The organism is Pseudomonas sp. Y3 TE3536 (assembly GCF_053629175.1).
Genome location: NZ_JBRJHU010000001.1, coordinates 698,889 through 715,690, shown reverse-complemented (window position 1 = coordinate 715,690; position 16,802 = coordinate 698,889). Strand labels below are relative to the sequence as shown.

Annotated in this window: 18 protein-coding genes; 13 read left to right on the top strand and 5 right to left on the bottom strand. The window is 63.5% G+C overall.

What is annotated here, in order from left to right:
• The first annotated feature begins 1 nt into the window (after window position 1).
• From AB7M33_RS03190 to AB7M33_RS03130, 13 genes are all read left to right on the top strand, one after another.
• Window positions 2-520 (top strand): chemotaxis protein CheW, encoded by a 519-nt coding sequence (locus tag AB7M33_RS03190; RefSeq protein WP_265969395.1) that lies wholly within the window; start codon window positions 2-4, stop codon window positions 518-520.
• Window positions 517-1,791 (top strand): CheR family methyltransferase, encoded by a 1,275-nt coding sequence (locus AB7M33_RS03185; protein WP_454242408.1) that lies wholly within the window; start codon window positions 517-519, stop codon window positions 1,789-1,791. Before AB7M33_RS03190 ends, AB7M33_RS03185 begins: the two co-directional genes overlap by 4 nt.
• A complete protein-coding gene (locus tag AB7M33_RS03180; RefSeq protein ID WP_238216430.1) occupies window positions 1,788-2,453 on the top strand; it encodes a chemotaxis protein CheW in 666 nt (221 codons plus the stop codon). The genes AB7M33_RS03185 and AB7M33_RS03180 overlap by 4 nt, the downstream gene beginning before the upstream one ends.
• The gene (locus AB7M33_RS03175) at window positions 2,450-4,753 is read left to right on the top strand and encodes a response regulator (protein WP_454242407.1); all 2,304 of its coding nucleotides are present in this window, start codon (window positions 2,450-2,452) and stop codon (window positions 4,751-4,753) included. Before AB7M33_RS03180 ends, AB7M33_RS03175 begins: the two co-directional genes overlap by 4 nt.
• A complete protein-coding gene (gene wspF, locus AB7M33_RS03170) occupies window positions 4,750-5,763 on the top strand; it encodes a Wsp signal transduction system protein-glutamate methylesterase WspF (protein ID WP_027595747.1) in 1,014 nt (337 codons plus the stop codon). The genes AB7M33_RS03175 and wspF overlap by 4 nt, the downstream gene beginning before the upstream one ends.
• A 51-nt stretch (window positions 5,764-5,814) precedes the next feature.
• Window positions 5,815-6,819 (top strand): Wsp signal transduction system regulator diguanylate cyclase WspR, encoded by a 1,005-nt coding sequence (wspR, locus tag AB7M33_RS03165; RefSeq protein WP_027595748.1) that lies wholly within the window; start codon window positions 5,815-5,817, stop codon window positions 6,817-6,819.
• 310 nt (window positions 6,820-7,129) lie between these two features.
• Window positions 7,130-8,225 (top strand): peptide chain release factor 2 gene (prfB, locus tag AB7M33_RS03160; RefSeq protein ID WP_097151322.1). Its coding sequence is split into 2 segments (ribosomal slippage): window positions 7,130-7,201 and window positions 7,203-8,225, totalling 1,095 coding nucleotides; the frame shifts between segments, so codons are not numbered across the junction.
• A 93-nt stretch (window positions 8,226-8,318) separates the two neighbouring features.
• Window positions 8,319-9,821, top strand: coding sequence for a lysine--tRNA ligase (gene lysS, locus AB7M33_RS03155; RefSeq protein WP_027595750.1), 1,503 nt, complete (start codon window positions 8,319-8,321; stop codon window positions 9,819-9,821).
• A gap of 193 nt (window positions 9,822-10,014) precedes the next feature.
• Window positions 10,015-10,719, top strand: a complete 705-nt coding sequence (locus AB7M33_RS03150) for a TetR/AcrR family transcriptional regulator (protein WP_027595751.1) — start codon at window positions 10,015-10,017, stop codon at window positions 10,717-10,719.
• A 29-nt stretch (window positions 10,720-10,748) separates the two neighbouring features.
• The gene (locus tag AB7M33_RS03145) at window positions 10,749-11,297 is read left to right on the top strand and encodes a hypothetical protein (protein ID WP_027595752.1); all 549 of its coding nucleotides are present in this window, start codon (window positions 10,749-10,751) and stop codon (window positions 11,295-11,297) included.
• A 172-nt stretch (window positions 11,298-11,469) separates the two neighbouring features.
• The gene (locus AB7M33_RS03140; RefSeq protein ID WP_027595753.1) at window positions 11,470-12,747 is read left to right on the top strand and encodes a flavohemoglobin expression-modulating QEGLA motif protein; all 1,278 of its coding nucleotides are present in this window, start codon (window positions 11,470-11,472) and stop codon (window positions 12,745-12,747) included.
• The gene (locus AB7M33_RS03135; protein ID WP_454242406.1) at window positions 12,719-13,642 is read left to right on the top strand and encodes an alpha/beta hydrolase; all 924 of its coding nucleotides are present in this window, start codon (window positions 12,719-12,721) and stop codon (window positions 13,640-13,642) included. The genes AB7M33_RS03140 and AB7M33_RS03135 overlap by 29 nt, the downstream gene beginning before the upstream one ends.
• Complete coding sequence (locus tag AB7M33_RS03130; protein ID WP_027595755.1) at window positions 13,639-13,965, top strand: hypothetical protein; 327 nt, start codon at window positions 13,639-13,641, stop codon at window positions 13,963-13,965. The genes AB7M33_RS03135 and AB7M33_RS03130 overlap by 4 nt, the downstream gene beginning before the upstream one ends.
• 99 nt (window positions 13,966-14,064) lie before the next feature.
• Here AB7M33_RS03130 and AB7M33_RS03125 read toward each other — a convergent pair whose 3' ends face one another.
• The 5 genes from AB7M33_RS03125 to AB7M33_RS03105 form a co-directional block, all read right to left on the bottom strand.
• Window positions 14,065-14,382, bottom strand: a complete 318-nt coding sequence (locus AB7M33_RS03125) for a type II toxin-antitoxin system RelE family toxin (RefSeq protein ID WP_454242405.1) — start codon at window positions 14,380-14,382, stop codon at window positions 14,065-14,067.
• Window positions 14,336-14,620 (bottom strand): type II toxin-antitoxin system Phd/YefM family antitoxin, encoded by a 285-nt coding sequence (locus AB7M33_RS03120; RefSeq protein WP_027595757.1) that lies wholly within the window; start codon window positions 14,618-14,620, stop codon window positions 14,336-14,338. The genes AB7M33_RS03125 and AB7M33_RS03120 overlap by 47 nt, the downstream gene beginning before the upstream one ends.
• A 139-nt stretch (window positions 14,621-14,759) precedes the next feature.
• Complete coding sequence (locus AB7M33_RS03115; protein WP_099453108.1) at window positions 14,760-15,548, bottom strand: OmpA family protein; 789 nt, start codon at window positions 15,546-15,548, stop codon at window positions 14,760-14,762.
• Between the two features lie 50 nt (window positions 15,549-15,598).
• Window positions 15,599-16,012: a DUF4398 domain-containing protein gene (locus AB7M33_RS03110; RefSeq protein WP_027595759.1), complete on the bottom strand. Its 414-nt coding sequence runs from the start codon at window positions 16,010-16,012 to the stop codon at window positions 15,599-15,601.
• A gap of 275 nt (window positions 16,013-16,287) precedes the next feature.
• Window positions 16,288-16,632, bottom strand: coding sequence for a pilin assembly protein (locus AB7M33_RS03105; RefSeq protein WP_099430867.1), 345 nt, complete (start codon window positions 16,630-16,632; stop codon window positions 16,288-16,290).
• Window positions 16,633-16,802: the final 170 nt, after the last annotated feature.

The following is a 16,802-nucleotide window of genomic DNA, read 5'->3' as shown; positions in this document are numbered from 1 at the left end:
CATGAACGACCTGCAACCCCGCGCAGCGCAGGCAAGCGACGCCAAGGGCGCGTTGTACCTGCAGTTTCGCATCGCTGACCAGCGTTTTGCCCTGGACGTGCACGAGGTGATCGAGGTGCTGCCGCGTCGGCCGCTCAAGCCGATTGCCCAGGCGCCGTCGTGGGTCGCGGGCATCCTTGCGCACCGCGGCGCACTGGTGCCGGTGGTCGACCTGTCGGCACTTAGCTTTGGCCAGGCGGCGGCGCAACGCACCAGCACGCGGCTGGTGCTGGTGCGTTACCGGGGCGACTTGCAGCTTGGGCTGATCCTTGAACAGGCCACCGAGACCTTGCGTTGCCGCCCCGAAGAATTCCAGCCGTATGGCCTGGACAACGGCGACGCACCGTACCTGGGGCCCGTGCGCCAGGATGCCCAGGGCCTGGTGCAGCGCATCGCCGTTGATGACCTGCTGACTGATGCCGTGCGTGAGCTGTTGTTTGCCGATGAACGCGGGGCCTCTGCGCCAGGAATGCCGACATGATTGAACAGCGTTTCTTCCGCTATCTGCACGAGCGCATCGGCCTGGACGTGGAGTCGGTGGGCGCGCCGATGGTCGAGCGTGCCTTGCGCCAGCGCTGCAGTGCCGTGAGCGCCGTGGACCTGGACGACTACTGGCTGCGCCTGCAGCAGTCGGCGGACGAGCAACAGGCCCTGATCGAGGCGGTCATCGTCCCTGAGACCTGGTTTTTCCGTTACCCGGAATCTTTCACGGCGCTGGTGGGGCTGGCCCACAAGCGCCTGGCAGAACTGGCCGGCGCCCGCCCGGTGCGGCTGCTCAGCCTGCCGTGCTCGACCGGCGAGGAACCTTATTCCCTGGCCATGGCGCTGCTCGATGGCGGCATGAGCCCTGGCGCGTTCGTGATCGATGGCATCGACATCAGCCCCCTTTCGGTGGCCAAGGGTGAGCAGGCGGTTTACGGGCGCAATGCGTTTCGCGGCAGCGACCTGGGCTTTCGCGAGCGCTTTTTCGATGCGCTCGGTGACGGCCACCGCTTGCATGATCGCGTGCGTCAGCAAGTCAGCCTGCAAGTGGGCAATGTGCTGGACCCGGCCCTGGCCAGCCGCGATGGCCTGTACGACTTCGTGTTCTGTCGCAATCTGTTGATTTATTTCGACGTGGCCACCCAGCAGCGCGTGTTCGAGGTGCTCAAACGCCTGGCTCATCCGCAGGGTGTGCTGTTTATCGGGCCTGCTGAAGGCAGCTTGCTGGCGCGGCTGGGCATGCGCCCGCTGGGTATCGCTCAATCGTTCGCCTACGTGCGTCAGGAGGGCGCTGTGGCACCGGCCCGCGCACTGCCCGCGCCGCCAGCCAAGCGCGCGCTGCCGCCTTTGCCCCTGCCCGTGTACCCGCCGCCGACGCCGTCATTGGCGCGGCCGTTGCGAGCGCTTCCGTTCACTGCCAAGGCGCCACTGCCGGCAGAACGCAAAGGCGAGAACGAAGCCGAACTGCTGGCCAGCATTGCCCGGCATGCCAACGCGGGCGCCAGTGCGCAGGCGCGTGCCGCCTGCCAGCGCTACTTGAGCCAGTTCGCGCCGACGGCGCAGGTTTACTACTGGCTGGGCTTGCTCAGTGATACCGAAGGCGACGCTGGCCAGGCGCTTACCCACTATCGCAAGGCCCTGTACCTGGAGCCGCAGCACCCCGAAGCCTTGGTGCACCTGGCGGCCTTGCTCGCGGCCCAGGGCGACCTGGCAGGCGCCCAGCGTTTGCAGGCGCGTGCTGCACGGGCGGGACGGGAGCCTGAACGATGAGGGGTGAATCCGCGATGCAACTGCTTGCGCAGGCCGACGAGCGCATCGACGACTGCTGGAACCGCATCGGCGTGCACGGTGACAAACAGTGCCCGCTGCTGGAGCGGCATATTCATTGCCGCAACTGTGACGTGTATGCCGCTGCCGCCACGCGCCTGCTCGACCGTTATGCCCTGCTGCAGGATGACCACGCCGCAGTTGCGCCAGCGGCCGAGGAATCGGTTGGCCGCTCCATGCTGCTGTTCAGGCTCGGCGAAGAATGGCTGGCCTTGGCGACCGCCTGCCTGGCTGAAATCGCCCCCTTGCAGGCGGTGCATTCGCTGCCGCACCAGCGTTCCCGAATGCTGCAGGGCGTTGCCAATGTGCGCGGTGCATTGGTGCCGTGCCTGTCGCTGGCGGACTTGCTGGGTGTGCAGCCGGCTGCAGGGCAGCAACGCAGCGGCCGCGAGATGCCGCGCATGCTGATCCTGGCTGCCGAAGGGGGGCCGGTGGTGATGGCGGTCGAGGAAATCGACGGCATTCACCGGCTTGACCCAACGCTGCTGGGCAGTGGCCAGGACGCTACCCACTTCACCGCGGCGGTGCTGCAGTGGCGCGGCCGCAGTGTGCGGGTGCTGGACGATCAACACTTACTGTCTGCGGTGCAGCGGAGCCTGTCATGACCCCAGAGCAAATGCGCGACGCATCGTTGCTCGAGCTGTTCAGCCTGGAAGCCGAGGCGCAGACCCAGGTGCTCAGCGCCGGCCTGATGGCGCTGGAGCGCAACCCCACCCAGGCCGACCAGTTGGAAGCCTGCATGCGCGCGGCCCACTCCCTGAAAGGGGCCGCACGTATTGTCGGGGTCGATGCTGGCGTGAGCGTGGCCCACGTGATGGAAGACTGCCTGGTGGCGGCGCAGGAAGGCCGCTTGCGGCTGAGCGCCGAGCATATCGATGCGCTGTTGCAGGGGACCGACCTGTTGATGCGCATCGCCACGCCGGGCGACGCGGGCGCCCAAGCGACACTGCCGGTGTTCCTCGCGCAGATGGCCAGCTTGCTGGACCCGGGTGCGGCACCAGCGTCGCTGCCAATGGCGATGGCCATGCCGTCGCCGACAGCGCCCGCGCCAACCCTGCCTGTCGAGCCCTTGGCGATGGCCCCCGAGCCCATGGACGTGGACGTCGAGCTTGAGCCCGCGCCGCGGCGCAAGGCCGGTAAACGCGCCGGCGAAGGCGCTGAGCGGGTGCTGCGGGTCACGGCCGACCGCCTCAACAGCTTGCTCGACCTGTCCAGCAAGTCGCTGGTCGAGACCCAGCGGCTCAAGCCTTACCTGGCCACCCTGCAGCGCCTCAAGCGCATGCATGGCCAAGGCATGCAGGCACTCGATGGTTTGCGCATGCAACTGGAGGACAGTGGCCAGAGCAGCGAGGTGCTCGAAGCCCTGGCACAGACCCAGCGCTTGTTGGTCGAGACCCAGCAGATTCTGCAGCAGCAGGCCGCCGACCTCGACGAGTTCGGCTGGCAGGCCAGCCAGCGTGCGCAATTGCTCTATGACACGGCGCTGGCCTGCCGGATGCGGCCCTTTGCCGACGTTCTGGCCGGGCAGAGCCGCATGGTCCGTGACCTTGGCCGGTCTCTGGGCAAGCCGGTGCGATTGGTCATCGAAGGCGAAAAGACCCAGGTCGACCGCGATGTGCTGGAAAAGCTAGAAGCGCCGCTGACCCACCTGCTGCGTAATGCGGTCGACCATGGCATCGAACTGCCAGAGCGGCGCCTGCTGGCAGGCAAGGCGCAGGAGGGCGTGATTCGCCTGCGTGCCTCGCACCAGGCCGGCATGCTCAGCCTCGAGCTGATTGACGATGGCGCCGGCATCGACCTGGAGCGCCTGCGCAGCGCCATCGTCGAACGGGCCATGTCGCCGGCCGACACCGTGGCGCGGATGAGTGAGGCGGAGCTGATCACGTTCCTGTTCCTGCCCGGCTTCAGCCTGCGCGACAAGGTGACTGAGGTGTCAGGGCGCGGGGTTGGCTTGGACGCCGTGCAACACATGATCCGCGAGCTGCGCGGGTCGATCGAATTGACCCAGCTGGCCGGGCAGGGCTGCCGCTTCCACCTGCAGGTGCCGCTGACGTTGTCGGTGGTGCGCAGCCTGGTGGTGGAAGTGGGCGGCGAAGCCTATGCCTTCCCGCTCGCACACATCGAACGCACGCTGGAGGTGACGGCCGAGCAGATCGTGCAGATCGAAGGGCGTCAGCATTTTTGGCATGAGGGGCGGCACATCGGCCTGGTGGCGGCCAGCCAGTTGCTCAATCGCCCGGCAGGGCAGGCCGATGAAAGCAGCCTGCGGGTGGTGGTGATTCGAGAGCGCGAGCAACTCTACGGGGTAGCCGTGGAACGCTTGATCGGTGAACGGGTGCTGGTGGTGATGCCCCTTGATCCGCGCCTGGGCAAGGTCCAGGACATCTCCTCCGGGGCGTTGCTCGACGATGGCTCGGTAGTGCTGATCGTCGACGTCGAAGACCTGCTGCGTTCGGTGGAAAAACTGCTCAGTACCGGCAGCCTGGAGCGCATCGAGCGGGGCAACAGTGGCACTCGCGGCCTGGCGCGCAAGCGCATCCTGGTGGTCGACGACTCGCTCACCGTGCGCGAACTGCAGCGCAAACTGTTGGGTAACCGCGGTTACGAAGTGGCCGTGGCGGTGGATGGCATGGACGGCTGGAATGCCCTGCGCGGCGAAGACTTCGACTTGCTGATCACCGACATCGACATGCCGCGCATGGATGGCATCGAACTGGTCACCCTGGTGCGCCGGGACCAGCGCCTGCAATCGCTGCCAGTGATGGTGGTGTCGTACAAGGACCGTGAGGAAGACCGGCGGCGTGGCCTGGACGCTGGCGCCGACTACTATTTGGCAAAGGCCAGTTTCCACGACGATGCGTTGCTGGATGCTGTGGTGGAGCTGATTGGAGGTGCTCAGGGATGAAGATCGCCATCGTCAACGATATGCCCATGGCGGTGGAGGCGTTGCGCCGGGCGCTGGCCTTCGAGCCCGCGCACCAGGTGATCTGGGTGGCGGGCAACGGCGCCGAGGCGGTGCAGCGGTGCGCCGAGCAGCAGCCAGACCTGATCCTCATGGACTTGATCATGCCGGTGATGGATGGGGTAGAGGCGACGCGGCGGATCATGGCCGAAACCCCCTGCGCCATCGTCATCGTCACGGTCGACCGCAAGCAGAACGTGCACCGGGTGTTCGAGGCCATGGGCCATGGCGCGCTGGATGTGGTCGATACCCCGGCCTTGGGCGCGGGCGATGCCCGTGAGGCGGCGGCGCCACTGCTGCGCAAGATCCTCAACATCGGCTGGCTGATAGGCCAGCAGCGCACGCCGGCCGCGCGCCCGGTTGCCACGCCATTGCGCGAGGCATCCCAGCGTCGTGGCTTGGTGGCAATCGGTTCGTCGGCCGGCGGCCCGGCCGCCCTTGAGGTGCTGCTCAAGGGCTTGCCGCCGGCATTTCCGGCGGCCATCGTGCTGGTCCAGCACGTCGACCAGGTATTCGCCGCAGGCATGGCCGAATGGCTCAGCAGCGCTGCCGGCCTGCCGGTGCGCCTGGCCCGTGAGGGCGAACCGCCGCAGCCGGGGCAAGTCTTGCTGGCGGGCACCAACCACCATATCCGCCTGCTGCAAAATGGTCAGCTGGCCTACACTGCCGAACCCGTCAACGAAATCTACCGGCCTTCGATCGATGTGTTCTTCGAGAGCGTGGCACGCTACTGGAGCGGCGATGCGGTGGGTGTGCTGCTCACCGGCATGGGCCGCGACGGTGCCCAGGGCCTCAAACAGATGCGCCAGCAGGGCTTCCTGACCATCGCCCAGGACCAGGCCAGCAGTGCCGTATACGGCATGCCCAAGGCCGCCGCGGCGATTGACGCGGCGGTGGAAATCCGCCCGCTGGAGCGAATCGCCGGGCGATTGATGGAATTCTTTGCAAAATGACGATATGTATTGAATCACGCCGCCTGGTCGGCGGTGATCAGGTGAATAGGCATGAATGATCTACCGATCGAAGGTTTCGCGACCACCAACGAGAACTCGGCGATGGTGCTGTTGGTCGACGATCAGGCAATGATCGGCGAGGCGGTGCGTCGTGGCCTGGCCCATGAAGACAACATCGACTTCCATTTCTGCGCCGACCCGCACCAGGCCGTGGCCCAGGCCATGCGCATCAAGCCGACGGTGATCCTGCAGGACCTGATCATGCCGGGCCTGGATGGGCTGACGCTGGTGCGTGAGTACCGCAACAACCCGGCTACCCAGGATATCCCGATCATCGTCCTGTCGACCAAGGAAGACCCGTTGGTGAAGAGCGCGGCGTTTGCTGCGGGGGCCAACGACTACCTGGTCAAGTTGCCGGACAACATCGAACTGGTGGCGCGCATTCGCTACCACTCGCGTTCCTACCTGACGTTGCTCCAGCGTGACGAGGCGTACCGCGCCCTGCGGGTCAGCCAGCAGCAGTTGCTCGATTCCAACCTGATGCTGCAGCGGTTGATGAACTCCGATGGCCTGACCGGGCTGTCCAACCGGCGGCACTTCGACGAATACCTGGAGCTGGAATGGCGCCGGGCCATGCGTGAGCAGCAGCAGTTGTCGTTGTTGATGATCGATGTCGACTACTTCAAGGCCTACAACGACAGTTTCGGGCATTTGGCGGGTGATGAGGCGTTGCGCCAAGTGGCTGAAGCGATCCGCGGCTCGTGCTCGCGGCCGACGGATCTGCCGGCGCGTTATGGCGGCGAGGAGTTTGCCCTGGTGTTGCCCAATACGTCCCCAGGCGGGGCGCGGCTGATTGCCGAGAAACTGCGCCAGACGGTGTTGGCGCTGGGCATTCCGCACACGGCGCCAGCGGCGGATTCGCGGTTGACGGTGAGCATTGGCCTGGCGACCCAGACACCGGCGGTGGGCGGGCATTGCCGGCAGTTGATTTCGGCGGCGGACAAGGGGCTGTACCTGGCGAAGAATGGGGGGCGTAACCAGGTGGGTATTGCTTGAGGTTGTGGGGATTCGGGGTGTAAGGCGGGAGGTTTTTTGCGCCTGTAAGATCGAGCGCCGCCCGCGCGGCGCTTCGCAGCACAAGGCTGCTCCTACATCTGTTTCGGGCCAGTGAGGCCTGTAATATCTGCGCGCGACCGCCTTAGGAATAATTGGCCCGAAAAATGTAGGAGCAGCCTTGTGCTGCGAAGCGCCGCGCAGGCGGCGCTCCATCTCGCATACGGTGTACCGCCCGGCGGGTCTGCCGCCATGCGTTGGACTCGGTTATACTCGCAGGCTTTTCACCGAATTCGCACGAGAGCCGTCGCCCATGGAAATCCAACCGATCCTGAACACCATCAAGGACCTCACCGAGCGTTCCCAGTCAATTCGGGGGTATCTTTGACTACGATCAAAAGCATGACCGCCTGATCGAAGTCAACCGCGAGCTGGAAGACCCGGCCGTCTGGAACAAGCCTGAGTATGCCCAGGCCCTGGGCCGCGAACGTGCCATGCTGGTACAGGTCGTCGAGACGTTGGACAAGATGGCCAACGGCCTGGCCGACTGCAAGGACCTGCTCGACATGGCCGTCGAGGAAGAGGACGAAAGCGCCGTCGGCGACGTCGTGACCGAGCTGGAAGGCCTGGAAGAAAAACTGGCCCAGCTTGAGTTCCGTCGCATGTTCAGCGGCGAGATGGACATGAACAACGCCTACCTGGACATCCAGGCCGGCTCCGGTGGTACCGAAGCGCAGGACTGGGCCAACATCCTGCTGCGCATGTACCTGCGCTGGGCCGACAAGCGCGGTTTCGACGCCACCATCATCGAGCTCTCCGAAGGTGAAGTCGCCGGCATCAAGGGCGCCACCGTGCACATCAAGGGCGAATATGCCTTCGGCTGGTTGCGCACCGAAATCGGCGTGCACCGCCTGGTTCGCAAGAGCCCGTTCGACTCCGGCGCCCGTCGCCACACCTCGTTCTCGGCGGTGTTCGTGTCGCCCGAGATCGACGACAAGGTCGAAATCGACATCAACCCGTCTGACCTGCGCGTCGACACCTACCGCTCTTCGGGCGCTGGTGGTCAGCACGTAAACACCACCGACTCCGCGGTGCGTATTACCCACGTGCCGACCAACACCGTGGTGGCCTGCCAGAACGAACGCTCCCAGCACGCCAACAAAGACACCGCCATGAAAATGCTGCGGGCCAAGTTGTACGAGCTGGAGATGCAGAAGCGCAACGCCGCTTCCCAGGCGCTGGAAGACAGCAAGTCGGACATCGGTTGGGGCCACCAGATCCGCTCCTACGTACTGGATGACTCGCGCATCAAGGACTTGCGGACCGGCGTTGAGCGCAGCGACTGCCAGAAGGTGCTGGACGGCGACCTCGACCAGTACCTGGAAGCGAGCCTCAAGCAAGGGCTGTAAGCCGCACACCACTGCCGCGATGCCTGGCTACCCGCCGGCATCGCGTGCCCTGCCCGAAAAGGGCAACGAATACCTGATGGAAAGAATGACGACATGAGCGACCTCAATAGCGCACCGCAAGACCTGCAACAGGAAGAAAACGCCCTGATCGCCCTGCGCAAGGAAAAACTTGCCGCAGAGCGCGCCAAGGGCAATGCCTTCCCCAATGACTTCCGTCGCGACAGCTACTGCAACGACCTGCAGAAACAGTACGCCGACAAGACCAAGGAAGAACTGGAAGCTGCAGCGATTCCGGTCAAGGTTGCCGGGCGCATCATGCTCAACCGTGGCTCGTTCATGGTCATCCAGGACATGACTGGCCGCATACAGGTCTACGTCAACCGCAAGACCCTGCCGGAAGAAACCCTGGCCGCCGTCAAGACCTGGGACCTGGGCGACATCATCAGCGCCGAGGGCACCCTGGCCCGCTCCGGCAAAGGTGACCTGTACGTCGAGATGACCAACGTGCGCCTGCTGACCAAGTCGCTGCGCCCGCTGCCCGACAAGCACCATGGCCTGACCGACACCGAGCAGCGCTACCGTCAGCGTTACGTCGACCTGATGGTCAACGAAGAAACCCGCCACACCTTCCGTGTTCGCTCGCAGGTGATTTCGCACATCCGCAAATTCCTGATCGAGCGCGACTTCCTCGAAGTCGAGACGCCGATGCTGCAGACCATCCCTGGCGGCGCCGCGGCCAAGCCGTTCGAAACCCACCACAACGCCTTGGATATGGCCATGTTCCTGCGCATTGCGCCGGAGCTGTACCTCAAGCGTCTGGTAGTCGGTGGTTTCGAGAAAGTTTTCGAGATCAACCGCAACTTCCGTAACGAAGGCGTTTCGACCCGGCACAACCCCGAGTTCACCATGCTCGAGTTCTACCAGGCCTACGCTGACTACACCGATAACATGGACCTCACCGAAGAGCTGTTCCGCGAGTTGGCGCAGCTGGTGCTGGGCAGCACCGACGTGCCGTACGGCGACAAGGTGTTCCACTTCGGCGAGCCGTTCGTGCGCCTGTCGGTGTTCGACTCGATCCTCAAGTACAACCCTGAGCTGACCGCTGCCGACCTGCAAGACGTCGACCGTGCCCGTGACATCGCCAAAAAGGCCGGTGCCAAGGTGCTGGGCCACGAAGGCCTGGGCAAGCTGCAAGTGATGATTTTCGAAGAGCTGGTCGAGCACAAGCTGGAGCAGCCGCACTTCATCACCGAGTACCCGTTCGAAGTGTCGCCGCTGGCCCGTCGCAACGACGACAACCCGGCCGTGACCGACCGCTTCGAGCTGTTCATCGGTGGCCGCGAAATCGCCAACGCCTACTCCGAGCTGAACGATGCCGAAGACCAGGCTGAGCGCTTCCTGGCCCAGGTGGCCGAGAAGGATGCTGGTGACGACGAAGCCATGCACTACGATGCCGACTTCGTCCGCGCCCTGGAATACGGCATGCCGCCAACCGCCGGTGAAGGCATCGGCATCGACCGCCTGGTGATGCTGCTGACCAACTCGCCGTCGATTCGCGATGTGATCCTGTTCCCACATATGCGTCCGCAGGCCTGAGTGATCTGAGAAAGCCGCCTCTAGGGGCGGCTTTTTCTTGCCTGAAGCCTTATGTTGTCTGCACCGGCCCCTTCGCGGGCAAGCCCGCTCCCACAGGAATTGCGCGCGGTACGATCCCTGTGGGAGCGGGCTTGCCCGCGAAAGGGCCGGTACTGACAACCCCTGTTCATGAGGTACCCCCGTGACCCCCGCAATCGCTGAGCAAGGCGCCGCCGGCATCGCCACCGCCGTCGCCGAAAGTGTGCAGTACCAGGGCCGCAAGACCGCCCGCCAAGGCAGCGAGCAGCGCCGCCAGCTGATCCTTGACGCCGCCATGCGCATCGTCGTGCGCGATGGTGTGCGCGGTGTGCGCCACCGTGCCGTGGCCGCCGAGGCGGGTGTGCCGTTGTCGGCCACCACCTATTACTTCAAGGACATCGAGGACCTGCTCACCGATACCTTCGCCCAGTATGTCGAGCGCAGCGCCGCCTACATGGCCAAGCTCTGGGCCAACACCGAGGTGGTGCTGCGCCAGATGCTCGCCCAGGGCGATGGCAGCCCGCAGGCGCGAGCGCGGCTGGCCGACGAAGTGGCAAGCATGACCGCTGACTATGTGTCGCGTCAGTTGCTCAACCGGCGCGACTTTCTGATGGCCGAACAGGCCTTCCGCCAGGAGGCACTGCTGTGCCCGCGTTTGGCCGAGCTGGTGTGCGCCCACGACCAGATTCTGCTGCACGGCACCCGGCAATTGCTGCAGGTGGTCGGCTCACGGCAACCGGAACAAGACGCCCAAATGTTGACGGCGATTATCGAGCAGATGGAATATCAGGGCCTGCTCAAGGATGCGAACGCGCAAGCCGATGGGCAGATGCTCGCTATGCTTACCCGTTACCTGCACCTGGTGTTGGCATCGGCCTGAGCTGAGACCTTATTTTCAAGGAGAACCTGATGAAAGCCTGGCGTGTGGTGCTGTTGACGCTGTCATTCCTGCTGCTGGGCGGTTGTCTGGTGACCTTCCATGAGCCCTTGCCGAGCAACCAGGCCGCGCCCAAGGCCCTGCTCGGCAAGTGGAGCAGCAAGGACGCCTGGGGCGAACCGCTGAAGCTGTCGATCAGCCGCAGTGGCGGCGATGCCTACAAGGCGGTGGCCACGGCCAAGGGCAAAGCCCCCGAAGAGTACGTCTTCACCGTCTCGCGCCACGGCAACCGCTGGTACCTCTCGGCCGGCGTGCCCAAGCGCCTGGGTGGCAATTTCCTGATTGGCGGTTTTGAAGTCGTCGATGGCAAGGAACTGGTGGTGTACAACCTGGATGTCGAGCAGGTGCAGCAGGCCGTGAAAAACAAAGAGCTGACCGGGCGCAACACCGAAGTGCCGGAAGACAACGGCGAGGGCGTGCTCATCGACAGCCCCTCGGCGCGGGTGCTGGCCTACCTGGACGACCCGGCCAACTCCGACCTGTTCGTCGAGGTGGCACGCTTCCAGCGCTCCGGCAAGTAATGACCTCTGCCGTGCTTTTCAGGGTTTGAAACTGCAATGCGATCCCGGTAGGAGCAGCCTTGTGCTGCGAAAGGGCCGGTAAGACAACAGATATTTGTTGCCGATAAAGGCCTCTTCGCAGCACAAGGCTGCTCCTACAGGGACCGAGGCCGAGGCAGATAAGGAGTCCCCGGTGGACGAGTACCAGCAGACCATACGCGCGCTGTCAGACCGCATCGTTGCGGCGCAGACCCCCATCCGCGTACTCGATGCGGTGAAATGGGACGACAACATCCGCCACGGCTTCCTCAAGGCCAAGGGCAAAGAGCCACCCGCGGTAGACCGCGCCTATTACCAGTCGCGGCCGCTGTCGTTCGACTCCAGCGCGGTCAAGGCCGAATTCCAGAACATCGAACGTGACATCACTCGCCGGCTCGGGCAGTTCAACCCGGTCGGGCAGATCATGCGGCGCATGTGCAAGGAATACCGCATGGTGGTGCGTATGCTCGAGGCACGCGGCACCGAGGACTTCGGGCTGATCTCGCAGGAGCTGTACGGCGCGGCGTCCGACGCCTTCCACGCCGGTGACCCAACCCTGGCCGACCTGGGGCTGATGCTGTCGGATTACCTGAACAACATCGATGGCCGCGGCGACCTCAAGGACGAGCCAAAGAACCTCACCGCCAAAGAGGCCGTGGACATCCTCCAGCGCCGCCTGAACAAGGTGTTCGGCGAGGCCGAAGAAACCATCCGCGTGTTCGAATCCGACGGTATCGTCGCCGATGCGGCGGCCGGTGCCGACTACATCAAGGTACGTGCCGATGCCATGTTCAACAGCCGCGACGTGCGTGCGCTGGAGGTGCATGAAGGCCTGGTGCATGTGGGGACCACGCTGAACGGCCTCAACCAGCCGATCTGCACCTTCCTGGCCAAGGGCCCACCCTCATCGACGGTGACCCAGGAGGGGCTGGCGATCCTCATGGAGGTGATTGCCTTCGCCTCTTACCCCAGCCGGCTGCGCAAGCTCACCAACCGTACACGCGCCATCCACATGGTCGAGGAGGGCGCGGACTTCCTCCAGGTGTTCGAGTTCTTCCGTGCCCAGGGCTTTGAAATGGCGCAGAGCTACAGCAATGCCAGCCGAGTGTTCCGCGGCTCGGTGCCCAATGGTTTGCCATTCACCAAGGACTTGTCCTACCTCAAAGGCTTCATCATGGTTTACAACTACATTCAGTTGGCCGTGAAGAAGGGCAAGCTCGAGCAGATCCCGCTGCTGTTCTGCGGCAAGACCACGCTGGAAGACATGCGCACCTTGCGCCAACTGGTCGAGGAGGGGCTGGTTGAACCGCCCAAGTATTTGCCCGAACAGTTCCGTGACCTCAACGCACTGTCGGCCTGGATGTGCTTCTCCAACTTCCTCAACCACCTGAGCCTGGATCGCATTGAAGCCGACTACGCGAACATTCTCTGAACGCTGCCGCCTGCTGGCCCTTGGCATGCTCCTGCTGGGCCTGAGCGGTTGCAGCAGCCTGCTGTTCTACCCCGAGCACGGCCAACCGTTCACCCCGGAGCGGGCCAAGCTCGACTACCGTGACGTCAGCCTGACCACTTCGGATGGCGTACGCCTGCATGGCTGGTGGCTACCGGCCAAGGCCGGGGTCGAAGTCAAGGGCACCGTGTTGCACCTGCACGGCAACGGCGGCAACCTGGCCGGCCATCTGGGCGGCAGCTACTGGCTGCCGGAGCAGGGCTACCAGGTGCTGATGGTCGATTACCGGGGCTATGGGTTGTCCCAGGGCAAACCGAGTTTGCCCGAGGTCTATGAAGACCTCGCGGCGGCCATGGCCTGGCTGGACAAGGCGCCCGAGGTCAAGGGCAAGCCGGTGGTGCTGCTGGGGCAGAGCCTGGGCGGCGCCATGGCCATTCATTACCTGGCGGCCCACCCCGAGCAGCGCCAGCGCTTCAGCGCGCTGGTGTTCGATGGCGTGCCAGCCAGCTACCGTGCGGTCGGGCGGTTTGCCTTGAGCACTTCATGGATGACCTGGCCGCTGCAGGTGCCGCTGTCGTGGCTGGTGCCGGACGGCGACAGCGCGATCCGTTCGATCGAGCGCCTGGACAGCCCGCCGAAGCTGTTCTTCCACAGCATCGACGACCACCTGGTGCCGCTGGATAACGGCATCCGCCTGTACCAGCACGCGCCGCCGCCGCGGGTACTGCAGCTGACCCGAGGGGGCCATGTACAAACGTTCGCCGACCCAGTGTGGCGCCAGGTGATGCTGCGCTTCCTCGACGACCCGAGTCATTTCAACGGCCTGCGGCGGCTTGCCGAAGTGCCCAATTACCCTGACGAGAAGAACAAGCAATGAGTGAAGAACGCAACGCCATCCCGCTGATCCTGACCGGCGTCGGCAGCATCATCGTGACGGTGGGGGCTTTGTGGTACTACGGTTACCTGCATTTCGCCAAGCCTGAAGATGCCCTGTTGCTGCAGGATTTCACCATGCTCAAGACCCTGCCGGGCGAAGACTACAAAGCCTCCCTCGACCCTGCACCCCAGGTGGCCCAGTGCGTGGACGGTGTGCTGGTGTTGTTCGATACCCAACAGAAAGGCCTGACCGGCGTGTTGGTCGATAACCGCAAACGTGCGGTGCGCTGCATGGGGGAGGAGACGCCGCAGCAGGTGCAGTGACCTGAAATCTGCATTGCCCTTCCGGCCCTTTCGCCGTCAAGCCCGCCCACAGCCTGTGGGAGCGGGCTTGCCCGCGAAAGGGCCGACACAGTTAACACATCACATCAAGCGAGACTTCGCAGCATCGTACACATCGCTTCTTTCTCGCTTGCCTACAGCGATGACGATGACCACCACTCGCTCATCGATAACTTGATAAACCAGGCGATAGCCCGATGACCTCAGCTTGATCTTGTAGCAGTCGGGCATGCTAGACAGTTTGTCCTTGTCCACCCTCGGCTGCGCCAAGCGCTCCCTGAGTTTTCTCGCAAACTGGACCTGCAATTGGCTATCCAGTTTCCTAAATTCCCTCTGTGCCCGAATATTGAATTCAAGGCTGTGGCTTTTTGCTGCCTTCGGCTTCGGCGATGAGCTCATCGATATCCACTTTCACTGTGGGCTCGCCACGTCGCTGGCGTACCAGCTCAGCCAACTGCATGTCGTCGATCAACTCCATCATCGCTTCGTAACGTTCCGGCGGTACCGCATAGAACGCTGGCTCGTTGCGATTGAGGATGACCACCGTTTCACCAGCCGCTTCACGGATCGTGCCCATGGGGTCTTTTTTCAGGTCAGTGATGGATGCTGCCAGATCGGCTAGAACCGGGTAGGTCATAGTTGTATCAACCCGTGAATGCAGTTATTGGTGACACGACTATAGATCTTTAAGGAGTGCTTTTAAAGGTGCTTTTAATTTTGCTGACAGATGAAAAACCCCGCCATCAGGGCGGGGTTCTTCGTTGCAGCGAGTCAGCTTACTGCGCCTGGCTTACCGACCGCGGTGCCACCGGCTGGTTGTCATTGGAGATGGTCACCTCCACGCGACGGTTCTGCGCACGGCCCGAGTTGCTGCCGTTGTCAGCCACCGGGTACTCCTTGCCGTAACCCTGGGCGACGATTCGCGCTGGGTCTACGCCAGCACGGATCAGCGCCATGCGCACGGCGCCGGCGCGACGCTCGGAGAGGCTCTGGTTGTAGTTGGCCGAGCCGACGCTGTCGGTGTAGCCCTCTACGATGACCTTGCGCTCCGGGTTTTCCTGGAGGAACTGGGCCAGCTTGGTCACGTTGGGGTAGGCGTTGCTCTTGAGTACGGCCTTGTTGAAGTCGAACAGCACGTCGCCGAAGGTGACCAGCGTACCGCGGTCGGTCTGCTTGGCATTGAGGCTGTCCTGCAGCTTGGCGATCTGCGCGTCGCGGGCATCCAGCTTGGCCTGGGCGCGCTGAGCGGAGGCGTTTTTCAGTTCGCCTTCAGCCGTACGCAGGGCAATGGTCTGCTTGGCGACTTCGACACGCTGGTTGGTCAGGTAGGCGAGCTGGTCGACCTTTTTCTGGTCCTCGCGGTCCATGTAGGCCTTGTCAGCTTTGTTCAGCCAATCCTGAGCATCTTTGGTTTCCAGCGCCGCGACTTTGCTCGACTGCGGGTCGCTCTGCAGCGCAGAGAAGTTGGTGCGGGCCGATTCAAGGTTGGCGTTCGGGTCGTGCGAGCAGGCTGCAAGACCGACGCTCAGGGCCAGCAGGGCGGGAATCATGACGTGTTTGCGCATAGTGTTCATCCTTTGATCGAGTGCGAAGGCTAAGGGGGGCGGGGCAGGGCTCACTGAGCGCTGCGCAGGCCTTCCTCACGTACGTCCTGAACGCCCTGGCGGGCATCCTGCACGGCCTTCTGGGCCTTGGCCGCCTGAGCCTTGCGTTCGGCGAGGCGGGCGTCCCATTCGGCTTGTTCGGCCAGACGCTTGGCGTCGTCGTACTTCTTGTCGTGCATGGCGATTTCGGCTTGCTTGAACTTGTCCTGCGCCGCTTTCATTTCCACGGCGGCGAACTCGGTGCCGCCGGCACTGACCGCAGAGTTCACGGCAGACTGGGTAACGGCATACTGCTCGGTGGGCGGGTTGCCCGCACAGCCGGCCAGGACCAGGCTACTGCCCAGGGCCAGCGCGGCCAGCTTGAACCCGCGCACATGAGTGGATGACGGTTTGAAAGTGCGGGTCTTCATGGTGGTCAGCTCCATTGGATCACTCCTGATAACGACGATGTCCGTAGCAGTCCATCGCTGAATCCCTGACAGTTACCGTGCGCTTCAGCTGAACGGTGCACGAGGGCAGTGTGCAGGGTTTTAGCGTGATGGCTATTTGCTCGGACTCGGCCGTTTTTCGATTAGTTCAGAAAAAAATCCCGTAATCGGGCAAAGTTTTCTGACTGATTGGTCAGTGAGTTTTGTGCGGAACTTTCACACTCAGGCGGGGTATTCCGGGCCTTGCAGGCCCGGAACAGTGTGCATCGTGGCTATTTTTCGCTGTCGTCAGCGGTGCTGCTCAGCTCATGCAAGTGGTGCCGGGACAACGACAGAAAACGCGGGGTAGGGCCGACATCTTCGAACAAAGGGTCGCCTTCTTCATCGGTGGCGATCACTTGGCTCCCCTTTACATAGGGGAAGCTGGCCTCGATTTCCTCAAGGGCCGCCGCCACCAGTTCGCCGAGCAGTTCTTCGGCGGTGCGCTTGGGGTACATGTCGATCAGCGCGGCCAGGCGCGCCTCGGACTCCAAGTCCAGATGCAGCACATGGCCGGTACGGCTGAGGGTGCCTGCGGCATTCTGTTCCCAGTGCTGGGCGAGTTCACGGATTTTCATGATGACCTCTGTCAACGCCTCGAAAGGCTGCATTGCATCGGAGTGCTCTGCTTGCACTTTAGTTTGCTTTGCCGATCACGGCTTGCCCTTAGGCTTGCTATCGGCGCGCGGCTGGGGGCACTCTTGGCCCAGTGCTGTTTCCTGAACGAGTGCGCCAAGGCTGCGCTACA

Bases quoted from the DNA above. Each gene is read 5' to 3' on its own strand.
- lysS (WP_027595750.1), top strand. From the start codon at position 8,319: ATGAGCGACCTCAATAGCGCACCGCAAGACCTGCAACAGGAAGAAAAC.
- AB7M33_RS03180 (WP_238216430.1), top strand. From the start codon at position 1,788: ATGAGGGGTGAATCCGCGATGCAACTGCTTGCGCAGGCCGACGAGCGC.
- AB7M33_RS03130 (WP_027595755.1), top strand. From the start codon at position 13,639: ATGAGTGAAGAACGCAACGCCATCCCGCTGATCCTGACCGGCGTCGGC.
- AB7M33_RS03105 (WP_099430867.1), bottom strand. From the start codon at position 16,632: ATGAAAATCCGTGAACTCGCCCAGCACTGGGAACAGAATGCCGCAGGC.
- wspF (WP_027595747.1), top strand. From the start codon at position 4,750: ATGAAGATCGCCATCGTCAACGATATGCCCATGGCGGTGGAGGCGTTG.
- AB7M33_RS03120 (WP_027595757.1), bottom strand. From the start codon at position 14,620: ATGACCTACCCGGTTCTAGCCGATCTGGCAGCATCCATCACTGACCTG.
- wspR (WP_027595748.1), top strand. From the start codon at position 5,815: ATGAATGATCTACCGATCGAAGGTTTCGCGACCACCAACGAGAACTCG.
- AB7M33_RS03190 (WP_265969395.1), top strand. From the start codon at position 2: ATGAACGACCTGCAACCCCGCGCAGCGCAGGCAAGCGACGCCAAGGGC.
- AB7M33_RS03185 (WP_454242408.1), top strand. From the start codon at position 517: ATGATTGAACAGCGTTTCTTCCGCTATCTGCACGAGCGCATCGGCCTG.
- AB7M33_RS03115 (WP_099453108.1), bottom strand. From the start codon at position 15,548: ATGCGCAAACACGTCATGATTCCCGCCCTGCTGGCCCTGAGCGTCGGT.
- AB7M33_RS03145 (WP_027595752.1), top strand. From the start codon at position 10,749: ATGAAAGCCTGGCGTGTGGTGCTGTTGACGCTGTCATTCCTGCTGCTG.
- AB7M33_RS03125 (WP_454242405.1), bottom strand. From the start codon at position 14,382: ATGAGCTCATCGCCGAAGCCGAAGGCAGCAAAAAGCCACAGCCTTGAA.
- AB7M33_RS03175 (WP_454242407.1), top strand. From the start codon at position 2,450: ATGACCCCAGAGCAAATGCGCGACGCATCGTTGCTCGAGCTGTTCAGC.
- AB7M33_RS03110 (WP_027595759.1), bottom strand. From the start codon at position 16,012: ATGGAGCTGACCACCATGAAGACCCGCACTTTCAAACCGTCATCCACT.